Genomic DNA, 20,682 nt, shown 5'->3' with positions numbered 1-20,682 from the left:
TTTGTAAATGTCCAATTTTGAAGTTTTTTACGACTATATTCAAAAGCTGTCCGGAGAAATTCTTTCTGAGGATGAGAAATCCGTGATTGAGACGCATATGAAGCCTAGAAAGTTCAGAAGAAAACAATATTTTCTGCAGGAGGGCGATGTATGCAAATACACAGGTTTTATTGTGAAAGGATCTGCCAAAACATTTTCTGTGGATGAAGAAGGAAATGAAAATATCCTGAAATTAAGTATTGAAAACTGGTGGTTGGCTGATTTTGAAAGTTTTTATCAACTGACACCGAGTCATTATAATATAGAAGCAATGGAGGATCTTGAAGTGTTGCAGGTGACAAATGCGCAGGTTGAAGAGTTTTTTAAACCGATCTCGGCTTTTTCAGCGATGATGGAGGTTGTTAAGCAGAATCATGCAATCGCGAATCAAAGAAGGGTGCAGGCCGCAATCAGTTATACAGCTGAAGAACGTTATGCAGATTTCGTCAGAAATTATCCGCATTTTCTCATGCGTTTTCCTCTTAATGTCATCGCTTCTTATCTAGGTTTGTCTCCTGAAACCCTGAGTAGGTTGAGGAAAAAAATAAATTTAAAATAAACCTAAATGTCGGTTTCTTCTCTAATTCTATTTTAATATACCATTTACATTTTTTTCGGTGAAATAATTTCATTCAGTTCAAAGCCCTTGAATTGACTTTTGTCAAGTGTATTTAATGATACAGGTCAAGAATGCATTTCTGGTGACAAAATACCTTTGTACAGTAATTCAGAGCATAATTTCTGAAAATTTTAAAATGTACAATTATGAGTAAATTAAAAAACAAAGTTGCAGTGATCACTGGAGGTAACAGCGGTATAGGTTTGGGTATTGCAGAAGCATTGAAAAGTGAAGGTGCAGTAGGGGCAATTGTTGGGAGAAATCAGGAAACTTTAGATAGTTCCTTAAAGCTTCTTGGGGATGGTTTTATTGGAATTAATGCCGATGTGACCAATGTTGAAGAATTGGAAAGAATATTTAAAACAACTTCTGAAAAATTTGGTAAAATAGATATTCTTGTCCCGAATGCAGGTGCCGGAGCGGTGGGAACTGTGGCAAATACCACTGAAGCAGATTATGATCAATTAATGAATTTAAATCTGAAAGCTGTTTATTTCACGGTTCAAAAAGCTTTGTCATATATGAATGACGGTGGTTCTATTATTCTTATCGGATCCAATGCAGCACACCGTGCCTATGCTTCTTTTACGCTTTACGGAGCTGCAAAATCTGCTGTAATCTACCTGGCAAAAGGGCTTTCTAGTGACCTTTTAGACAGAAAAATCAGGGCTAATGTTATTATACCTGGTACTACGGATACTCCGGCATTTAATAAGTTTATTCCTGCCGATCAAGTAGATGCTGTAAAGCAGCAGTTCGCAGATGTTGTACCGGCTGGTAGGATCGGGAAGCCTTTCGATATTGGAAAAGCTGCAGTATTTCTTGCTTCCGAAGACTCTTCATTTATGCTGGGTGCCGAACTGCTTGTTGATGGAGGTATGACTTATCTGGTAAAATAATGTAAATTAATTATTATCACCAGAAGATGATCTGATCTCAGTAATTTTATAATGCCAAAAAATGCCAGGTGACAATTAAATCATTTGGCATTTTTATTTAAATTAATAGATGTACAGAAAAACCAGCATATTCATAACAATAAAAACCTTTGAAATCATAGATTTATAGAAAGCCGTCAGTTAAAAAATTGCCGAAATTTCAAGGGTGTTTGATCGGTTTTCGCCTTGAACAGCTTGCTGAACGACTGCGAATGCTCAAAGCCCAGTTCGTATGCAATTTCACTCACTGTCAGGTTTGTTGTCGAAAGTTTTTCTTTCGCTTTTTCAATGATCTTCTCGTGGATATGCTCCTGCGTGCTACGTCCTGTAAGTTGTTTGAGCAGACTTCCTAAATATTTTACCGAAATATTCAGTTTTTCGGCTACAAATTGCACTGTAGGTAGGCCTACAGTCAGCTCTTGTCTGTAATAATCTTCAAGGATGCTTTCCAGACGCTCCAAAATTTTGCTGTTGGTTATTTTTCGGGTAATAAACTGCCTTTCATAAAACCGTTGAGCATATGTCAGGAGTAATTCAAGCTGTGCAATGATTACATCCTGGCTGAATTTGTCTATGTTGGATCTGTATTCACCCTTAATATTATCAATGATAAGATTGATGAGCTTCTCCTCTTTATCGGAAAGAAACAGGGCCTCATTGCTCGCGTAGCCAAAAAACTCATACTGCTTGATTTTATTTGCAAGCGAAGTGTTCCATAAAAAGTCCGGATGGATAAACAGCATCCATCCTTCCAGGTTGTTTGGTACACCGCCTTCTTCGCCTCTTAGTACCTGTCCGGGAGACATAAATGCCATCAGCCCTTCATCAAAATCATATTTCTGCTGCCCGTACATGAGTTTATCGCATCCTCTTTTGAGTGCAATTACATACAGATCAAAAATCACGGCATTGATACCCGGATTATCCCGGAGCGTAGCCAAATCCACGATACCAATGAGGGGATGGTACGGCTTTTCGTATCCCATCAACCTATGGATTTCGGCTATGGATTGAATTCTGTATGGTGTAAACTTTTCCATAATGTAAAGATAATTAATTTTTAAAGGGATATTTAAGCCAGATCATCAATAAGGGCATCACTAAAAACGGGATCTCGATCAGAGCCATTTTGTAGTTTCCCGAGCGTAATGCCAATGCCATTATCAAAAGTATAGAAATTGCGTTCAGCATATTGCCCAGGAAAAATGTTCTTGGTATCAGCAGCAGTATTCCAATTGCAACCGCCAAAACACCAAAGAAAGGAATGAACGATTCATTTATACCCAACTCGTTCATTATTTTGACCGATTCGGGATTGTTCCTATAATTGAACGTGTCCCATCCATGTTTGAAACTTAGCGACACAGAAATGATCAGTAGCGCCAACGAAATTATATTCTTTATCATTTTAGGATATAGTTGTTTAGGATATAGCCCCCGACCAGCGCAATGGGTATTCCTATTGCAGCGCTTTGCAGGGCACTTTTGGCCTTATTGGGATATTGGTTCCTGTGTTTAAAATACAGAAAAAAACCTATGGGAGGCAGAGCATTGGAAACAATGAACCAAAACCTCGATAGCTTGTCATTATTATTTTTCATTTTACTTTACTTTTTTAAATTTCATTGTTTTACCCAATAAAGAGATTCCTATGTACCCTCTGAACTCCATCTCATTCTCGTTTTTCAATTTGGCTTTTACACGATAATTCCTTCCTTCCTCGGGGTTGTAAAGATTGCCGCCGGTATATTCACCTTCGTCATAGGTAAGATTGGTGATATTGGTAATACCGTATCTTGATCTGTTCCGTAATTTTTTATCAGGATTTTTAAAGTCTTTTTTAAAGGTCTTGCCATCTGCTTCATACATATTTGAGGCAAATAATAATTTCCCGAAATATTTATCACCTGATTTATAAAATTCAAATTTCAGTTGGGTATCAGAGTCGATACTTTGCCACACACCAATGATTTTATCGGCGGGAAGTTTCTGAGCAAATGATACGATCGATACCATAAGCAGTATAACTATTAAAAGCGATTTTTTCATTTGATATTAATTTTGATTGTTATGATTGATTTTTTTAAAATTCTTAAATTCTCCGTGACCAAACCTGATCAGCAATCCGGGAATAAGCCTGCTTGCCAATTTTATGACGCGGATCAATGGAGGCATAATCTCAGTTTTGTCTTTGGATAGTCCTTTGATAATGATATTTACCATTTTATCGACATCCATCATCTGGCTTTCCTTGGGTTGAATGACCCAGCCATTTTGTAGGTTGGTATTCACTCCGGGAGGGATGATTTCCAGAACCTTCACGTTTGTTTCTTCGAGCTGCAACCGCAGTGCCTGTGTGTAGGCGTGTATCCCTGCCTTGGTGGCACTGTAGATGGGAGCTATCGTGAAAGGCATAAATGCGATAGCAGATGAAACATTTACAATTGCTGCCGATTTTTTTCGAAGCAAATGGGGGAGGAAACGGTGGGTCATCTGAACCGTGCCGGAGAGGTTTGTGGCAATCTCACGGTTGACGTTCTCCAGATCAAGTGTCTGATCCTGTACGTCGATCAACCGCATGAGGCCTGCATTATTGATAATGATATTGAGTTCAGGAAATTGCGTGGTGACCGCTTTATACAGTTCTTCGATGTCCTGTGGTTTACTTACATCACTTTGGAATATGTGTACTTCCGGAAATTTCTTTTTTGTTTCCTTTAAATTGTCAAGGTTTCTCCCTGTGATGATGATCTTCGAGTCCTGCTCACTGAGTTGTTTTACCATTTCAAGGCCGATACCGCTGGAACCGCCGGTAATCAGTATTGTACTGTTTTTTAAATCCATTTTTTTTGATTTTTGATTATATAGTATTTCTTTAATGCAAAATTGCAACGACATAAGAAAACGGGTGTAGTGTAAAGTCGCAATGTTGTAGTCAAAAGGAATATAGATTCAGATACCTACGGCAATAACAAGTAAAAAAATTGAAGATTGGAGTATTCTCTTACATTCTGTTGCTATTTAAAATAAACCTTTTAAGATTCATGGACTTTTCAAGACAATACATTTGGACTTTTCAGCAAAACAAGCTACTGGCTTTCCATGCGATCTTTGTACTATAAATTCAAAGAAAATGACAAATTCAAATAATGGAGTAAACGTCCTGGTAACAGGCGGCTCCGGTTTCATTGCTGTTCATTGTATCATAAAGTTACTTGAACAAGGTTATAAAGTCAGAGCAACATTACGCTCCCTTAACAGGCAGAATGAGGTGAAGGATATGCTAAAGAAAGGAGGTATCAGCTTATTTGAAAATCTCTCGTTTATAGAGGCCGACCTTTCGAAAGATGAAAATTGGGATAAGGCAGTGCAGGGCTGCAGCTACGTTCTGCATGTAGCATCTCCAACACCTATTGTTAATTATAAGCATGAGGATGAAATGATCAATCCTGCAAAAGACGGTGTATTAAGGGTTCTGAGAGCTGCAAGAGCTGCCGGTGTAAAGCGAGTTGTTTTGACATCGGCCTATGGAGCTGTGGGTATGGGAAATACGAATCGTACAACACCTTATACTGAAAAAGACTGGTCTAATCTTAAAGGAAATCTTCATCCTTACCAAAAATCAAAAACGATTGCCGAGAAAGCCGCATGGGAGTTTATACATAACGAGGGTGGTGGGCTTGAACTTTCAACGGTCAATCCGGTTGCGGTGATGGGGCCTGTACTCGGAACAGATTATTCCCACTCCAATCAGGTGGTGAGAAGAATGCTGGAAGGTGAGATAAAAGCGTGTCCGAAAGTGTATTGCTGTTATGTGGATGTTCGTGATGTTGCTGATCTGCATCTGCTTGCCATGACCCATCCGAAAGCTAACGGCGAAAGATTTCTGGCTACCACGGGCAATGCGCTATCAATGCTCGACATAGCTCAAATATTAAAGAAAAATCTAGGTGAGGTGGCAGCAAAAGTTCCCACCAAAGAAATGCCCAACTGGATCGTGAGGATAGCAGCCAAGTTCAACCCATCGTTACGGATGCTGGCTACATTACTTGGTAAATATGCAGAAACGAGTGGTGATAAAGCAAAGCAATTATTAAATTGGTCGCCCCGTTCCAATGAAGACGCAATTATGGCAACGGCAGACTCTATGTTACAGCTAGGTTTAATAAAAAAATAGGAAATGAAAGTTATTATAACTGATATGCTTCACGTAAAATTTTAAAGCAGCTCACAAAATAATAATTAATAAATTTATAGTATGAAAGAATCAAGTATTGCCACCTGTTATATGAGTCCTTCTCCCAGTACGGAGCAGTTTATACCCGACCATTGCTTTATGTATCTCATTTCGGGTTCAATGCTTGTCTATGATGGACATAAGGAGTATAAAATCCGAGCCGGCGATTATGGTATAGGCAGAAGAAACCACTTGGCAAAATATACCAAGCAGCCTGATGAGGGTGCTTTCAAAAAGATATTTATTTTATTCGAACAGGATTTTTTAAAAGCTTTCAACGATACTTATGGGTTCATTGCTGAAGAGAACAAAACAACCGGTGCTATTATTCCATTGGCTAAAGATAAGCTGGTCAAAAATTTTATGGAATCTATCACTCCTTATTTTAATGATAACGGAATCATAGATGAACAGTTTTTAAATGTCAAGCAAACCGAACTTTTGTTGGTGCTTCTGAAGGTAAACCCGCAGCTTGCCAATGTTTTTTTTGACTTTACCAATCCCGGGAAAATAAACCTTGAGGAGTTTATGAACCGTAATTACAGGTTCAATGTGAGCATTGAGCGATTTGCTTACCTTACAGGCAGAAGTCTATCTGCTTTCAAACGTGACTTTGAAAAAATCTTTCATACAACTCCAAAGCATTGGCTTGTACAGAAACGACTGGAAGAAGCTTATTATCTTATCGATAAAAAAAGAAAAAAGCCTTCTGAGATTTACCTTGATCTAGGTTTTGAAAATTTCTCCCATTTCTCCTTTGCATTTAAAAAACTGTTCGGACATCCGCCAACGCAATTGATCCAAAAGAGCGACATGAACCGATGAATTTTTTATACAACTTCTGGTTGGCCATTGTCTTTTTTGAGTTGGTTTATAAAATAGGAAGGAGTAACGCCTGTTTCCTTTTTAAATATAACAGCGAAAACTTCCCTGGAAGAAAAACCACAGAATTCTGCCAGATAACTTATTTTATATTCTCTGAAAACGGGGGTTTCATATAATTTATTCGTAATGTAATGTATCCGCAAGCCATTGAGATAATTATTGAAATTTTTGCCCCGGTGCTGTTTTATAATTTCCGAAAGGTACCTCGGATTGGTATTCAGCATATTTGAAAGTGAGGAGAGATTTGTATCTTTTTTTAGAAATTTTTCGGATTTTTCAAACTTGGATAGTTTACGTAATAACTCCGTTGTTGTATCTTCAGATATACTAAGCGTATTCTCTGCGACCTTATCATCAGTTTCGGCTAACGTAAATCCGGATTGTTTTGCATCTGCTTCATTTTTAAGATTTGCAATAACATTTTTATATTTTTCATGAATTTTATTTTGGTTTTTTCTCCAGAAAAACCAACCGACGGCCAATACAGAGATAAGCAGGCCTAATGCAATGAGTATAATTCTTTGGATATTGTTTGTATAACTTTCTCCCTGCTCACTCATAATCTGCTTCACAGGAGTGTTGATCGCCTTTTTTTCAACATTAACGAGGCTGTCATTGAGCTTCGTGTAAAGATTCATATATTTTTTGGAAGTTTCTTTTTCTCCCAGTTCCACATATGATTTGAAATACACTTCATAAATATCCCTGCGGATATAGGGAATACTGATCCGTTTTTCCAAAGCTTCTGCCCGTTCTGCGTAACGAACTGCTTCTTTGTATTTTTTTTGATCATAATACAACCATGCAAACTCATTGAGAACAGTCACTTCAATATTTTTATTAACAAGATATTTTTCGTTTTGGGATATTTCCAGAGATTTCGACAGGTACATTTCTGCATCTTTAATGCGGTTGGTCGCAACACTCAGCATTCCCAAATTCATATAAGATACAGCAAGGTTGTAATATTTTTTAGTAACAAAATTTTTATCTTCATAAATAGCCATGGTGCTTTTTAAACTTTTTTCAGCGTAGTAGATGAGAGAGTCCATCGGTGCGTTGATGTGAGCGGAATAACTTCCAAATCCTGTATATATAAGTGCTTCTAAATAATTTTTATCGTTCTTTGATGTAATTTTTTCGGCGGTACGCAAAGCTTTTTTTAATTCTTTCAGACATTCATCATTAAACCCCAATTCCGTGTAAGAAGCACCTCTAAGCCTGTACGTATTTGATAATGTCACATTATCATTTATTTCTTTGGCAAGCGTCTCTGCTTCTCTGCTGATATCAACAACCTTTTTGAAATCACCGGCATCATACAGTTTTGCCATAAGGATATTATTGCATTCCAGCATCCCTTTTTTGTACCCCATATCCTTAGAAATACGGTATATTTTTGTGCAAAGCTCAATACTTTTATTGGGTTTATTGATCGACAATATTCTGGCTTTTTTAATTTCAGCATCAATTTGAGATTCGGTATAGTTCTGTGCTTTTGTGAAGCTGAGAATCGTGCATGCCAAAAAGAGAATAATTTTTTTTATCAGCATCATTTCGTTGAGTTTTTTTAGGGTTGCAATTTTAAAACTATTTAACTTGTTACTTATGGTATTGCATGTAATGAATTCCGAAATTATAACGTTGTTTTTATGGTTTAAAATATTGATTTTTAAGTGTTTAAATATTTTTAAAGGCTGCCGTTTTTTCTAGATTACTGTTTGTGCTTTTTATACAAATACAACTTTTTTTACAAGATACTCTTTACTGTTAAAAATACGACTTATTTTGATTGGTAATGATGTAAAATATGAATTGTATGACAATTTTCAATTAATATTTTTCAAGTTGGGATTTCCGAATTTACAACGCCTATCATTTGATTTCTCTTCTAAAAGTATCTAACATTGCAGCATAATTCAATCAAAAAATTATTCGGGTCTTCCTAAAATAGACAGATTCTAAAAACACACACACTAAACAATGATTAAAAACCTTTTGCTTTTGAAAAAAAGGAATTGATCCGATCTACGTTTGTATTGATTAAAAAAAATCAAGATGAAAAAACACTATTTTATTTCACTATTTATGTATGGAGCTTTTTGGCAGGCCCAAATAGCTATCGCTCCTGATCCTTCCGATCATGAACCTCATAAAAATTCGATTCTGGATGTAAAATCTTCCACTCCCTCAAAAGCAGTGCTGTTGCCTGTTGTCTCACAAATTACCGATGCTGCAGACCCTGATAATGATAATAACTACAGAGGTGCGGTGGCATACAGTAAAACCAATGCGACTGTTTATGAACATGACGGAACCAATTGGTCCAGTATCTATAATTATGTCGTTGAGATCAGGCCGCAGTATTTGGCTCATTTTTCACGATCTTCCAATTTGAATCTTTCTTGTAACGGAGGATTTCTGCCTCCTTATGGCTGTACGGCTACCGGAATAATACCGCTTGTCAGTAATGGAAGTTTAGATTTTCAGGGAAGCTTTATTCATCTTTCCCTGGCGTCGAATATTGTAACTGTAAATGAAACAGGGGTGTACAGGATTACCTACCGATCGTATGCAACTTTCAACGGACTGAATACAGATGAGATTCAATTGAGACTCCAAAAATCAGCTGTTGCAACACCTACTGTATTTTCAACGATTGATTCTAAATCTTTTACAAGTGATAATGATAACCTCGGATATTCGCCTGTTTTTAACGGATCTATCGTTCTGCAGGTTAATGCAGGTGAAAAATTCCGTTTACAAGGTTTTATGCAGTCAGGATTTTCACCCCTGGTGAATTCATCAACAAGCTTTCAAAACAATAATACCTACGGTACAGGTGAGCTGATCTTCGAAAAAATTGTTCTATAAACCATTAATTTTTATAATATGCATTCTAAAATATACATATTGGCTGCAGCTTTAATGGTTGCAACTTTTTCTGATGCGCAGGTCATGATCTCCAAGATTGCTGGTTCTGCTCATCCAAATGCTTTACTGGATATAAAAGATGCCACCAAAGGTGTTATTTTTACCCGCGCAGAGGATATTACCGCTTTTCCATTGTATAATAATACGGTTGAAGATTATTTTAATGATGAACCTGCTTTGGAAGGAGCTGTTTTATACAATAAAGAAGACAAGCAGTATTATAAATATGACGGTACAACCTGGATTCCTGCACTTCAGCTTGGCGGATGGTACAATCCTTTCCTTACAAGAAGAAAAGCCGGTGCTTCCAAAACATGGAATTGTCTCGGAATACAAGTGCCCAATCCTTTTCCGCCGTTTACACCTATTACGATAAGTACCTGCAGTGTTTTAGCGCTTTTTGGCAGCAACAGCAAGCAGACCATTTCACTTTCTCCTGTGATAGCGAGGTCTCAGCTATTGGTGAATAACCTCGGTACAACAATGCCAACAAACGGCAGTGATAATGTTATCCAGATTCCGCAAGCCGGACTCTATCATATTTCTGGAGTGACCGGATTTGAGGGCTTTTCGTTAGGTTCTCTAGGGAAGGATGCTACATTTTGGGTAAGTATCGATGTGAGCTATGACGGCGGAACAACCTGGTCTACTCTGGCATTTGAAGAAACCAGGCTATACGGAGGAGTTTTTATCGATTTGGGACAGGGAGGAAATAAAAGTGCCAGCGTATCTGCCTCGGTCACATTGCCTGCGAATTCACGGATCAGGCTTCAGGCTGCCGTAAATACGGATTCTGTATTGTCTACCTTTTCAAATTCCGTGGATCATACAGAAACCTTTATCAGTATTCAAAAATTAAGATAATCCCAATAATAATTAAACACATGAAAAAATATTTAACAATAATATGCTCGTTGGGGTTCTTCTTGGCAAATTCTCAGATTGCCATAGGAGGGGCATCGGTTTCGAGCAGTCATACTCAGTTGGAACTTCGGAATTCCGGTCAAAAAGTACTCATATTTCCTGTTGCAGAAAATGAAACGATACTACCGAAATACAACGCTTCACAACCTGATAAATATGATGATGATGCATCGATGGAAGCTATGCTGATGTACAATAAAGCAGAAAGCATTACCAGGGTTTATGACGGAACAAAGTGGGAAAATGCATTCAATACCAAAAACAGCTCCACAACCTGGACACGGGCGAGTATTAACAGTACCAATATGACCTGCCTTTCAACTTCTGATCTTTTCGGACAGCTTTTGCAGCTCTGCAGCTCTGATAATCTGAAATTTTCTGTTCCCGGCAACAGTTCCCAATTTTCTGATTATTTATCTGTTGTGAGAAATTCTGAAACTTTCAGGATAAGACAGAAAGGGCTATACAGGATCAACTTCAATGTATTATTCAGTGGTTTTACGGCCGGGTTTGATTTTAACGGAGCCCGAATCACTATTGTTGTGGTTGTCAATGGGGTAGAGAAAGCATATATGTCCGGTAAAGCATCGCCCTTTATCAATGTAGGAACTTATCTTGCTTCTGCCGACGGTGTATTGTTCCTGGATGTCAATAATGATATAACATTTCGTCTGGTGCTGGATGGCTCATCATGGTCGATCAGCAGCTACAATTTTGGTGGAACACCTGAAAGCAGCGTAAGTGTTGAAAGAATATTGTAAGTCAGGTTAATTATTCTATAAAAACAAGAGGAAACTTGACTTTCATATCGCACCAATTAAAAAGCAATAAAAAATATTTCGCACATGATTCTTGACCTTAAAAACATCCATATAGGAGATCTTGTGAGCAAGCGAGTTGAAGAAAAAAGGATGGATGCACTCCGGATATGTAAATTTTTAAAATGTACCGGCCAGGAATGGGAGACAATGCAATCCCAAAAATCCCTGGATACTGAAACACTGCTGAGACTAAGTACTTTGCTGGAGTACGATTTTTTCAGGGTGTATTCACAACATCTGATCTTATATGCTCCCCAATCCAATGCTCATTATAATAGTGTGACAAATGCAAAATCCTTACTTCCGTATTACAGGAAAAATATTTACACCAGAGAGATCGTGGATTTTATATTAGAACAGATGGAAAATGGTACTAAAACAAAAAGACAAATCACAGAAGAATATAAAATTCCCAAAACGACTTTATATAAATGGATAAACAAATATCATCCCATACAAAAACAAGAATAGGGCAGGAAGGAAAAAGGCCTGACTATAAAAGAATATACACCGACCTTATTAATTTGAAATATCCCGAGAAAAAAGACGTCTGTAATCAGTTGTTATCCAAAGGCAGCCTGTCAACACTCGATATTATAGAGATCAATGAGATTCTCTTCAGTCACAACTCCAAGGAAAACAGGGAGTTTAACCAGAGCCACAGATCTTACAGTAAGTCGACAATTTTTCAAATATTAGAATATCAGAAAAAAAATAAATTGAATAATTCTCAGCTTGCCAGGCATTTTAAATTGAGCCGGAATACCATAATGAAATGGAGAACCCAGTTTTTGGTGTAAGATTTCAGTTTTTCGCTAAAACATATTTAAACACATATACAATGAAGAATTTCTCAATTAACAATAACAATAATCAATGACGTTAATACAAATACATAAAGGAATCAATAAAAGATTAATACTCTCAATCTTTTGTTGTTGTTCTGGTTTTTTCTATGCTCAGATCGGAATCGGTACCGAAAATCCTAAAGGAGCATTACACGTAGATGGAGCCAGAGATAATGCAAGTATCGGAACACCAACGGGATCACAAGTTGCCAATGATCTTATGATCAGTAAGTCCAATGGATTTATGGGTATTGGTGTTCTCAATCCCATCGTAAAATTAGACATGAGGTCGTCGGATACGGAAAATGCAGTGGGCTTAGGTGCCACGACAATGGCTGCCTCCGCGGCAGGTGCAGGTGCAGTACGGTATGATGTGGCGAGTATACCGGTAGGAGCAAAAATTGAAGTATCGGACGGCTCGGTTTGGAATAAAGCCTACGTTGCCCCTCAAAAAGCGGTAGTCGTTGTGCGTAAAATAACAAGCCAATCAATACCGCAGGGTTCGGCTACTGTCATTACAAACTGGAATGTTATTCGTGATATGAGTAATAGTTTTACTCCGGGTACAGGTGAATTTACAGCTCCCAGAGACGGAACATACACTTTTCTGTTGACCTTTAATTTTACTGGTACCGTTATCAATGATGGTTCCAGGGTAGAATCACAGTTCTATAATCCTGTAACTGGCAATATTTTGGCCAGTGTATATAAAACATTCGGCCAGTCCATGACTGGTACTGCAGATGATGCCAATTCTACAAGATCCACGCAGGCAGGAGGTTCAAGTACTGTTACGCTTACTTTAGCTGCGGGGACGAAGGTGGTGACCAGGTTATATCAAAATCTTTCATCAGGTGCTGTTTCACTTAGAGTTACAAGTAATTCATCGGATCCTGCAAATCCTGATGATGGATTTAATAATCTCACCATTATTGAACATTAAAAATCGATTATGAAAAATAGAGATAATATGAAATATAGATTACTGGCGTATGTTTTAATTTTTTCTGCAGGCAAAATGAGCGGACAGGTAGGTTTTTTTACGCCCAATCCTGTACACCCGCTACATATAGATGCCGGAAAAGACAATGGTGCTATACCGGACGCCACAAAGTTATCCAATGATGTAGTAATAACCTCGGGAGGAAGATTAGGAGTGGGAGTATTAAATCCTGTAACTAAAGTGGATGTTCGATCAGCAGATAATGAGGGCATTATTGGCATTGGTACCAATACCCAAACGGCTGCAGAAGCGGGAGCCGGAGCCTTACGTTACAATGCGGGTGGTTTTTTAGATTATTCTGATGGTGAGCAATGGATTTCTTTGCCACTTGCTCCACCCACTAAGGCGCTTGTCAATGCAAATAAAAGCTCTGTTCAGAGTATTTCAAGCTCTGTTTCAACCTTTATAAGTGGCTGGACAGAAACTGTGGATCTGGGAACCGTGGCGGGAGGAGATTTTGATCCTGCCAATGGTATTTTTAAAGCTCCACGTGATGGATTCTATTTGGTTTCTTTCAGTATAACCTTAGCAAGCGGAAATATTCCTAAAAATACATTTATAGAAACCGCAATAGAAAGCAACCAGAATACTGAGAATATTCCGGTATTCAAGACTGTGAATTCTTATCCTGCATTTCAGGCAGGTTCGGTAAGTAATTATATCAGCGGTAATTGCAATGCTATTTTTAATCTTAAAAAAGACGATACAATAAAGTTCAGTATCAAGCATAATATAGGAAGCGCAAGAAATACTCTGAATGATGCTAGATTAAATAATGTAAGCATTAGTGAACTGTAAAATTTAGAAATGATGAAATTAAAAAATAAGATTAGATTATTAAAAGCTGGTATCGTCATGTTACTTTTTGTGACTCAGCTCAAAGCTCAGATAGGAATAGGAGTACAGGATCCTATAAATCCTGTCGAAATTAAAACAGATGCAGGAAATGTCATAATCGATAAGAATGGTAGGATCGGAGTACTGGTTACAAACCCGAAAGTAGCCATAGACCTGCGCAGCGGCATAAATGGCTCGATAGCGGTGGGGAATACGGATAAAACTGCGGTTCAGGCCGGGGCAGGTGCATTGCGTTATATCGCTAGTCCAGCTATAGGTGTAAAGGGATACCTTGAGTTTTCTGATGGCACCAATTGGATCAGTTTTTTTCCAAAAGGAAAACCCCGTATTGTAGTAATGGCAAGTAAGACAACTCAGGATACGTACGTATTTGAAAGTACAGTACCATCAGAATTAGGGACAAAGTCGGGCATCGTTCAGCGTAGGTCTTCTTATATTACGAATTGGACAGAGAAATTAGATTCAGATTCGGGGGTGCCTACTTCTAATTTTAATCCGTCTACAGGTGAATTTATTGCGCCCAGAGCGGGTGTTTACTTTGCAACTTTTACTTTTGCTTTGCAATCCAGCCAGGTAAATACCGGAGGAAATAATCAAACAGAGGCTATTTGGGAGGTCAGAAATTCCTCCGGTACGATTACACAAAGGGTAAAAACAAATAATGGCTATGCTTCAGACACAGGAGCAAGCCCTAATGCAGTTCCGGTAGGTTCGGCATGTACGGTAAGTGTCTACTTAAACAAGGGAGATAAATTAAGACCCTTTACCTGGATTACAGTTGCGTTTGACGGTACAATAAGTCAGTTTGACACTTCAGGAAATGGAATTTATAATGCATTAACTATAGTTGAACAGTAAAAAGTGATAAAAATTTTCCTTCTGGTGAAGCATATGAATTATGAAAGTTCTTATTAAGAATATATTATAATTCAAAAAAGTCAATAAATATTTAATTACTTATAATTTTTGTAGTTTTTTCTATACACGAGTAATTTTTTTCTACAAAATACATATTAGTTGTTCTTTTGGGGCTTCTGTTTGATTTTTTCGGTACTTTAAAGACATAGGTTTTTATTCACAACTATCTCCAAAATTTATAGGATCAAAAGCGAAAAAAAATCTATAAATGTTAATGGAAATATCAAAAGCAGTCCTGCTTTATCTGAAAGCTTTTTTAAATATAATTAAAGAAAAAAATTACGAGAGATTCATTATGGAAATAATAAATATTATACAGAAAATAGAGCAGACAAATGGAAAATATTCATCTTTAATTTGCCGCAACGAATTGACATTAATACAACTAATAAAAATGTACTTCTACACAGATGTTTCCCTTGTAGAAGTACATTAATAAATTGATAAAACAAAGTTCAAAAATATAAACGTTATTGTCTTAAGAATAAATATAAAGCTTTGATTTTACCATTTTCAATGATGGCAACGTCCATACCCGTAGCAGCAGGTTGCTGACCTGGGATCCCCAGTTGCCAACTGATCTGTTGTACATTATGATTTGATTTTGGAGTGTCGGTAAGAGTGAACTCAAAACCGGAAGGCCAGTCCTTTTGGAGTGTCTGAATAAGTTGATCAATGGATTCTTTTCCTACAAAGGGTTCACTGTCATTACTTTCATAAAATGTAATATCTGAGGCATAGATCTTTTCCATTAAAGCTATCCTTTCAGCTGAATTGCGATTGTTCCAGATTAATAATAAACTGTCTTGTAGAAGGGTTGATGATGTGTTCATAATATTTGGTTCTTAATGTTATTTAATTGTTGTTATTCTTTAAAATTACAATGGTAAAATTAAGAGTTGCCATCACATTTCAACGATGATTTTTATTAAGAAATAATATTGACTTTTGTCAAGTCAGAGACATCAGAATTATTTTTTCAGCATATTTTTCCTGATTCGGCTCAGTGTTTCAGGTGAAATCCCAAGGTAGGAAGCAATCATACTTTGTGGAAAACGGTTCAGAAATTCCGGATAGTTTTTAATGAGGGTATCATAACGTTCTTCGGCACTATGGCTGATCGAAGAGTGGATTCGTTTTTGGGTGGCCACTGCTCCTCTTCTGTCGATTTCTTTGATCATCAGATCGACCGCCAGTATAGCCTTCATGAGTTCCTGCATACTTCCGTGTTCGACCATAAGTACTTCCGAATCTTCCAGAACTTCAATATTATAAAGTGAAGGGGTGCTGAAATTATAACTTTCATAATCACCGAGCCACCAGTTTTCAACAGCAAAGCGCATTATGTTTTCCTGTCCTTTTTCATTCACCGAAAACATTCGCCCGGAGCCTTTTACGATAAAGGACATATACTTGCAGATGTCTCCTTCCTGTAAGAGATATTGTCTTTTGCGGAGATGCTTGGGTTTAAATGTATTTTGAATCAATGTTTTTTCTTCATCACTTAAGGTAAGTGCAGACTTAGATTCAATATAAGTATAAAGTGGTTCAAAGGATACTGAAGCCAATGGAAAAGTATTAATGGTTAATAATACTATGAAAATAAGAAAATTTTTAAACATATTGATAAATGTCAAGAATAAGTTACTGCATTTGTCAATGTATATGTTTTCGGCTTGATGCAACTTTGTCCTATTAAAATTAATTAAAAATTAAAAAAAAATGGAGACAAATAATCAAAGCGGAGTTATCCGGATCAAAAAACAGGGTTCACCATCAGTACTTGAATATGATGTAGAAAAAATTGGCCAACCGACAGGAAATCAGGTGCTAATTCAACAAAAAGCAATAGCACTCAATTTTGTGGATGTTATGTTTCGGAATGGAAGTTTTCCGTTGAGCAACTTTCCTGCAACCATCGGTGTCGAAGCTGCAGGAGTTATAGAATCTGTAGGTGAAAACGTGACAGAGTTTGCAGCAGGTGACAGAGTGGGCTATTTTTTCTCGCTGGGAGCTTACGCAGAACGTAGACTGATTGATGCCTCAGAACTGATAAAACTTCCGGAGGATGTATCTTTTGATCAGGCAGCTGCAGTTATGGCGAAAGGTCTTACCGCAAGAATGCTTATTAAACAGACATATCCGGTAAAGCAGGGAGATGTAATATTGGTGCACGCGGCAGCAGGAGGAGTCGGTTCATTGGTAAGCAGATGGGCAAAAGCTTTGGGAGCTACAGTGATAGGAACAGTCGGAAGCAGTGGTAAGAAAGACTATGTACTTAATAACGGAATCGATCACGTTATTGCCCTCGACAAAGAAGATTTAATTGAATCTGTAAAAAGTTTTACAAAAGGTAATGGAGTAGATGCTGTTTTTGATGGGGTCGGAAAGGCAACATTTAATCCATCTCTGGAAGTGGTCAAAAGTGGCGGAACCGTCGTGTTATTCGGCTCTTCTTCAGGAACACCGGAAATTAATAATGAAATTTTAAATGCGAAGGAAATCAAGTTGATCCGTCCTACGTTGGGAAGCTATCTTCCGGACAAAGCCAGTGTGAATATTGCTGCAGCAGATATGTTTGAAGCATTACGCAACGGTACATTGGGAGATATTAATCCTACAATTTATCCTCTGGCAGAAGCCGCAAAAGCTCATCAGGATCTTGAATCAGGGAGTACTAAGGGTTCAATAATATTTCATATTTAACGATATGCTAAATTACAGCAAAAGAAAAGGAGGCTGTAGCTGGCCTCCTCTGTATGTTAATTGTACTAGATTTTTATTTTTAATCATTCTCTATCATCATTCCGAAAACTTAAAAACAAACTCATTTCTGGAATCCGTCTTATAAGCATTTTTCTGAGTAACGGGAGAAATCCCGAAAAGAGGGGAGTAGGTTTTCACTTTTACCGTTTTATTATCAGGATAAAACTCAATAATTCTGAGCCAGCCGTCGCCGCCGTTGCCATTACGATGACCTCCGCCTTCACTCTGCATATCAAAAAGCATCTGGTTTACGTTTTTTCCATATTTATTAGAATCTACACGGAAACCTTCACCAGAGATATGGCCACTTAGTACCAATTGAAGATTTTGAGAAGGCTGTATCAGTTTTTGCCAGATTTGCTCACCGTTATTAGACTCCGGAAGGGCGATGGTTTTTGACTTTTGAGGAACATTGTTTACCAGAAAAGGCTCGTACATAAACCATGAATTTTCTTTATCCGTTCTCTTGTCTTTCTCATTCAGAAAAGCGTGGGTGATTAAAATTGATTTATGATTCTTGTATTGAGGCATATCCAGCACTTTTTTAGCCCATTCCAACGCTTTATTTCTAGGGGCAAATTCAAGGCTTAAAAATAAATAGTCTTGGCCATTTAATCCTTTAAGTTCCAAAACAGAATTTTCCATGCTTGGAGCTCCAGCATCATTAAAAAAGTTTTGAGCTAAATATTTCTGATTTAAACGATTAAAATTAGAAGGAAAAAACTCGTTATAACGGGAAAATCTTCTGCCTTCTTCATTAATACTGAAGTCATGATTTCCGGTTGCTGCTACATAAGGTACTTTTCCGTTCAATCTTCCCAAAATTGATTGTATCGATTTCCATTGATCATCGGCACTTTGATCTCCGTCATATCCCTGATTAAGAATATTATTATGTTCCACCAAATCTCCAACCTGGCAAACCATTTTAATATTGAGGGTGGAAATATTGTCCTCAATCCATCTTACCATAAGATCTAAAATGGGCTGATTTTGATTCCATTTTACATAGTTTTGTGTATCCGGGATCAGAATGATACTCCAGGATTTTTCGTTGTCTAATTTTGGAGCGTGAAATTTTTCCTGTCCAAAAAGTACTGCAGAAAGCAGTACAAGCAATAGTGATATATTCTTCTTCATATATTCTTTTTATAATTAATATCCGGGGTTTTGTTTTAAATTAGGATTTGCATCCATTTCAGACTGCGGAATCGGCCAGTATTCATCTTTATTGATTTTATAAACCACTTGCTGCGTCGTGAAATATACCGAAGCCTGAGATTGATTATAGATAGGATTTGCACTTTCATCAAAGCCTGTTATGGCAGATTTTGTCCAGTTGTTTGCGTTGCGGTTCAGGTATAAATATCCGTTCATCACGGTATTGGCGATGCCCCAACGTCTTATGTCGTACCATCTTAGTCCGTCATTGGCCAATTCTACTTTTCTTTCGTATCGAAGGGCTTTTCTCAATTTAGCTTGTGACATTCCGGGGTTTAAAAGTGGCATTTTTGCACGTGTTCTAATCTGGTTGATCGCATCATAAACAGAATTATCCAATTGATTCAACTCAATTTTTGCTTCTGCATAAATCAATAGTAATTCCGGTAATCTGAAAATTCCAACACCTAAATCTGAATTTCCACTTACTGAAGTAGAATTAAAATCAGCAATATCCACCACTTTTCTCCAAAGATACCCGCTGAAAGAGCGATAGGCATTGGTAGCATCAGCATTGGCAACCTGTGTTGGCGCTCCGGCTGACCAGTAATTGTTGATTTTTACGAAAGATGTATTCGGTTCAAATTGGTATCCCAAATATCTTGAATGTGGTCGTACAGCATACATATCAAGACGCGGATCTCTGTCTTTAAACGGGTTTGTTTCATCGTACAAAGGAGATTCTAGTATGGATAAACCATCTGTCATTTCATAAGAATCAATAAGGTTTTGAGTCGGCCCCCAGTAGCAAACTCCTTTACCCAAACGGGATGCTGCATAATATTGCTGATTATGAAGATATCCGGGTACATTAATGTTGTATTCGGCAACCCAAATCCATTCTTTGCTGTTAGAAAAACCGCTGTGGCCAAATATATTACTAGGATCCGGCTCTCCTACGGTATGATCTTTACCTGCGTAATTCACAGAAGCATTAAATGGTGTCAAACTATAAACCCCTGCCGCTGCATCTAAAGCCTGTTTTGAAGTAACCGCCGCTGCTGCGTATTGCTTAGAATAAAGCTCGACTCTGGCTTTTAGCATTAAGGCTGCGATACGGGATGCGCGCACATTTCCAAACTGCGATTGTGAGATCGGAAGCTGAGGGGCAACAGCTCCAAGCTCATCAATAATAAACTGCTGAATTTCTGCAACAGGCGTTCTGGGAACATTGGCATTATTCAATGTAACTGATGCTTTTAGTAGGGGAACATCTCCGTAAAGCTCAATAAGCTGAGAATAGCAGTAAGCTCGGATAAATCTTAATTCCGAACCAAGTTCTGCTTTTTGTGCTTCGGTAATTCCTGCAATTCCATCCAGTTTATCGAGTACGGCGTGACATCTTGCAATGGTCTGATAGTGAACTTCCCAAGGTTTTATGGCCAATGCATTGGTCGTGGTAAGAGAACTTGTGATAGGGGATGTGTAATTGGTTCCCGGTCTTGCATAGCCGATATCCGTAATATTATCCATCACGTGCCACATCGGAGTACTGGCGGCATCTAAAGTACTTAAGTTTCTATACGCTGCAAAAAGTCCCATTTTCCCTTCTTCATAAGAGGCAGGGAAGGTTCCGGATGTTGGTCCGTTAAGTGGTTCTAAATCCATATCCGAGCTTGAGCACGAAGTGATTATGATTAATAAAAATATTTTTAAAAAGTTTTTCATTTT

22 protein-coding genes are annotated in these 20,682 nt (G+C 37.8%); 13 read left to right on the top strand and 9 right to left on the bottom strand.

What is annotated here, in order from left to right; translation table 11 throughout:
• Positions 1-7 precede the first annotated feature (7 nt).
• On the top strand, positions 8-598 hold the full coding sequence (locus tag BMX24_RS09495) for a Crp/Fnr family transcriptional regulator (RefSeq protein WP_089791912.1): 591 nt from the start codon (positions 8-10) through the stop codon (positions 596-598).
• A 206-nt stretch (positions 599-804) separates the two neighbouring features.
• A complete protein-coding gene (locus BMX24_RS09490; RefSeq protein WP_089791910.1) occupies positions 805-1,557 on the top strand; it encodes an SDR family NAD(P)-dependent oxidoreductase in 753 nt (250 codons plus the stop codon).
• Between the two features lie 176 nt (positions 1,558-1,733).
• Here BMX24_RS09490 and BMX24_RS09485 read toward each other — a convergent pair whose 3' ends face one another.
• From BMX24_RS09485 to BMX24_RS09465, 4 genes are all read right to left on the bottom strand, one after another.
• Positions 1,734-2,636, bottom strand: a complete 903-nt coding sequence (locus BMX24_RS09485; RefSeq protein WP_089791908.1) for a helix-turn-helix domain-containing protein — start codon at positions 2,634-2,636, stop codon at positions 1,734-1,736.
• Between the two features lie 13 nt (positions 2,637-2,649).
• A complete protein-coding gene (locus tag BMX24_RS09480) occupies positions 2,650-2,892 on the bottom strand; it encodes a hypothetical protein (protein ID WP_228404772.1) in 243 nt (80 codons plus the stop codon).
• Between the two features lie 306 nt (positions 2,893-3,198).
• Positions 3,199-3,645, bottom strand: a complete 447-nt coding sequence (locus BMX24_RS09470; protein WP_089791903.1) for a DUF2147 domain-containing protein — start codon at positions 3,643-3,645, stop codon at positions 3,199-3,201.
• A gap of 6 nt (positions 3,646-3,651) precedes the next feature.
• Positions 3,652-4,440: an SDR family oxidoreductase gene (locus BMX24_RS09465; protein ID WP_089792865.1), complete on the bottom strand. Its 789-nt coding sequence runs from the start codon at positions 4,438-4,440 to the stop codon at positions 3,652-3,654.
• A 289-nt stretch (positions 4,441-4,729) separates the two neighbouring features.
• Between BMX24_RS09465 and BMX24_RS09460 the strand changes: the two genes are divergently transcribed.
• Both BMX24_RS09460 and BMX24_RS09455 read left to right on the top strand, forming a co-directional pair.
• Entirely contained in the window at positions 4,730-5,773 is a 1,044-nt protein-coding gene (locus BMX24_RS09460) for an SDR family oxidoreductase (RefSeq protein WP_089791901.1), read from the top strand.
• An 81-nt stretch (positions 5,774-5,854) separates the two neighbouring features.
• Positions 5,855-6,658 carry a helix-turn-helix domain-containing protein gene (locus tag BMX24_RS09455; protein ID WP_089791899.1) on the top strand — a complete coding sequence of 268 codons (804 nt, stop codon included), beginning with the start codon at positions 5,855-5,857 and terminating at the stop codon, positions 6,656-6,658.
• A 5-nt stretch (positions 6,659-6,663) separates the two neighbouring features.
• Here the strand turns inward: BMX24_RS09455 and BMX24_RS09450 are convergent, their stop codons facing one another.
• Positions 6,664-8,274 (bottom strand): tetratricopeptide repeat protein, encoded by a 1,611-nt coding sequence (locus tag BMX24_RS09450; protein ID WP_089791897.1) that lies wholly within the window; start codon positions 8,272-8,274, stop codon positions 6,664-6,666.
• Between the two features lie 502 nt (positions 8,275-8,776).
• On the opposite strand from BMX24_RS09450, the gene BMX24_RS09445 reads away from it, so the two are divergent.
• The 8 genes from BMX24_RS09445 to BMX24_RS09410 all read left to right on the top strand — a co-directional run bounded on the left by BMX24_RS09445 (position 8,777) and on the right by BMX24_RS09410 (position 14,964).
• A complete protein-coding gene (locus BMX24_RS09445; RefSeq protein ID WP_089791895.1) occupies positions 8,777-9,592 on the top strand; it encodes a hypothetical protein in 816 nt (271 codons plus the stop codon).
• A gap of 18 nt (positions 9,593-9,610) precedes the next feature.
• Positions 9,611-10,516, top strand: a complete 906-nt coding sequence (locus tag BMX24_RS09440; RefSeq protein WP_089791893.1) for a hypothetical protein — start codon at positions 9,611-9,613, stop codon at positions 10,514-10,516.
• A 20-nt stretch (positions 10,517-10,536) separates the two neighbouring features.
• Positions 10,537-11,337, top strand: coding sequence for a hypothetical protein (locus BMX24_RS09435; RefSeq protein ID WP_139176806.1), 801 nt, complete (start codon positions 10,537-10,539; stop codon positions 11,335-11,337).
• An 84-nt stretch (positions 11,338-11,421) separates the two neighbouring features.
• On the top strand, positions 11,422-11,868 hold the full coding sequence (locus BMX24_RS09430) for a transposase (protein ID WP_089791889.1): 447 nt from the start codon (positions 11,422-11,424) through the stop codon (positions 11,866-11,868).
• The gene (locus tag BMX24_RS09425) at positions 11,829-12,197 is read left to right on the top strand and encodes a transposase (protein ID WP_089791887.1); all 369 of its coding nucleotides are present in this window, start codon (positions 11,829-11,831) and stop codon (positions 12,195-12,197) included. Before BMX24_RS09430 ends, BMX24_RS09425 begins: the two co-directional genes overlap by 40 nt.
• Before the next feature lie 76 nt (positions 12,198-12,273).
• A complete protein-coding gene (locus BMX24_RS09420; RefSeq protein WP_089791885.1) occupies positions 12,274-13,188 on the top strand; it encodes a hypothetical protein in 915 nt (304 codons plus the stop codon).
• A 9-nt stretch (positions 13,189-13,197) separates the two neighbouring features.
• Positions 13,198-14,046, top strand: a complete 849-nt coding sequence (locus tag BMX24_RS09415; RefSeq protein ID WP_089791883.1) for a hypothetical protein — start codon at positions 13,198-13,200, stop codon at positions 14,044-14,046.
• A gap of 57 nt (positions 14,047-14,103) precedes the next feature.
• A complete protein-coding gene (locus BMX24_RS09410) occupies positions 14,104-14,964 on the top strand; it encodes a hypothetical protein (protein ID WP_228404770.1) in 861 nt (286 codons plus the stop codon).
• 530 nt (positions 14,965-15,494) lie between these two features.
• On the opposite strand, the gene BMX24_RS09400 is transcribed toward BMX24_RS09410, so the two are convergent.
• On the bottom strand, positions 15,495-15,857 hold the full coding sequence (locus BMX24_RS09400) for a nuclear transport factor 2 family protein (RefSeq protein WP_089791877.1): 363 nt from the start codon (positions 15,855-15,857) through the stop codon (positions 15,495-15,497).
• A 138-nt stretch (positions 15,858-15,995) separates the two neighbouring features.
• Positions 15,996-16,592, bottom strand: coding sequence for a Crp/Fnr family transcriptional regulator (locus BMX24_RS09395; RefSeq protein ID WP_228404767.1), 597 nt, complete (start codon positions 16,590-16,592; stop codon positions 15,996-15,998).
• A 154-nt stretch (positions 16,593-16,746) separates the two neighbouring features.
• Here BMX24_RS09395 and BMX24_RS09390 point away from each other — a divergent pair, with 154 nt between their 5' ends.
• Complete coding sequence (locus tag BMX24_RS09390) at positions 16,747-17,730, top strand: quinone oxidoreductase family protein (RefSeq protein ID WP_089791874.1); 984 nt, start codon at positions 16,747-16,749, stop codon at positions 17,728-17,730.
• A 96-nt stretch (positions 17,731-17,826) separates the two neighbouring features.
• Here BMX24_RS09390 and BMX24_RS09385 read toward each other — a convergent pair whose 3' ends face one another.
• Together BMX24_RS09385 and BMX24_RS09380 are read right to left on the bottom strand one after the other, a co-directional pair.
• The gene (locus tag BMX24_RS09385; protein ID WP_089791872.1) at positions 17,827-18,930 is read right to left on the bottom strand and encodes a metallophosphoesterase; all 1,104 of its coding nucleotides are present in this window, start codon (positions 18,928-18,930) and stop codon (positions 17,827-17,829) included.
• Between the two features lie 15 nt (positions 18,931-18,945).
• Positions 18,946-20,679 (bottom strand): RagB/SusD family nutrient uptake outer membrane protein, encoded by a 1,734-nt coding sequence (locus tag BMX24_RS09380; RefSeq protein ID WP_228404765.1) that lies wholly within the window; start codon positions 20,677-20,679, stop codon positions 18,946-18,948.
• Between the last annotated feature and the right edge of the window lie 3 nt (positions 20,680-20,682).

It is taken from the genome of Chryseobacterium wanjuense (assembly GCF_900111495.1).
GTDB classification, from domain to species: domain Bacteria; phylum Bacteroidota; class Bacteroidia; order Flavobacteriales; family Weeksellaceae; genus Chryseobacterium; species Chryseobacterium wanjuense.
The sequence above is the reverse complement of the archived record's forward strand: the minus strand, read 5'-3'. Positions and strand labels throughout refer to the sequence as shown.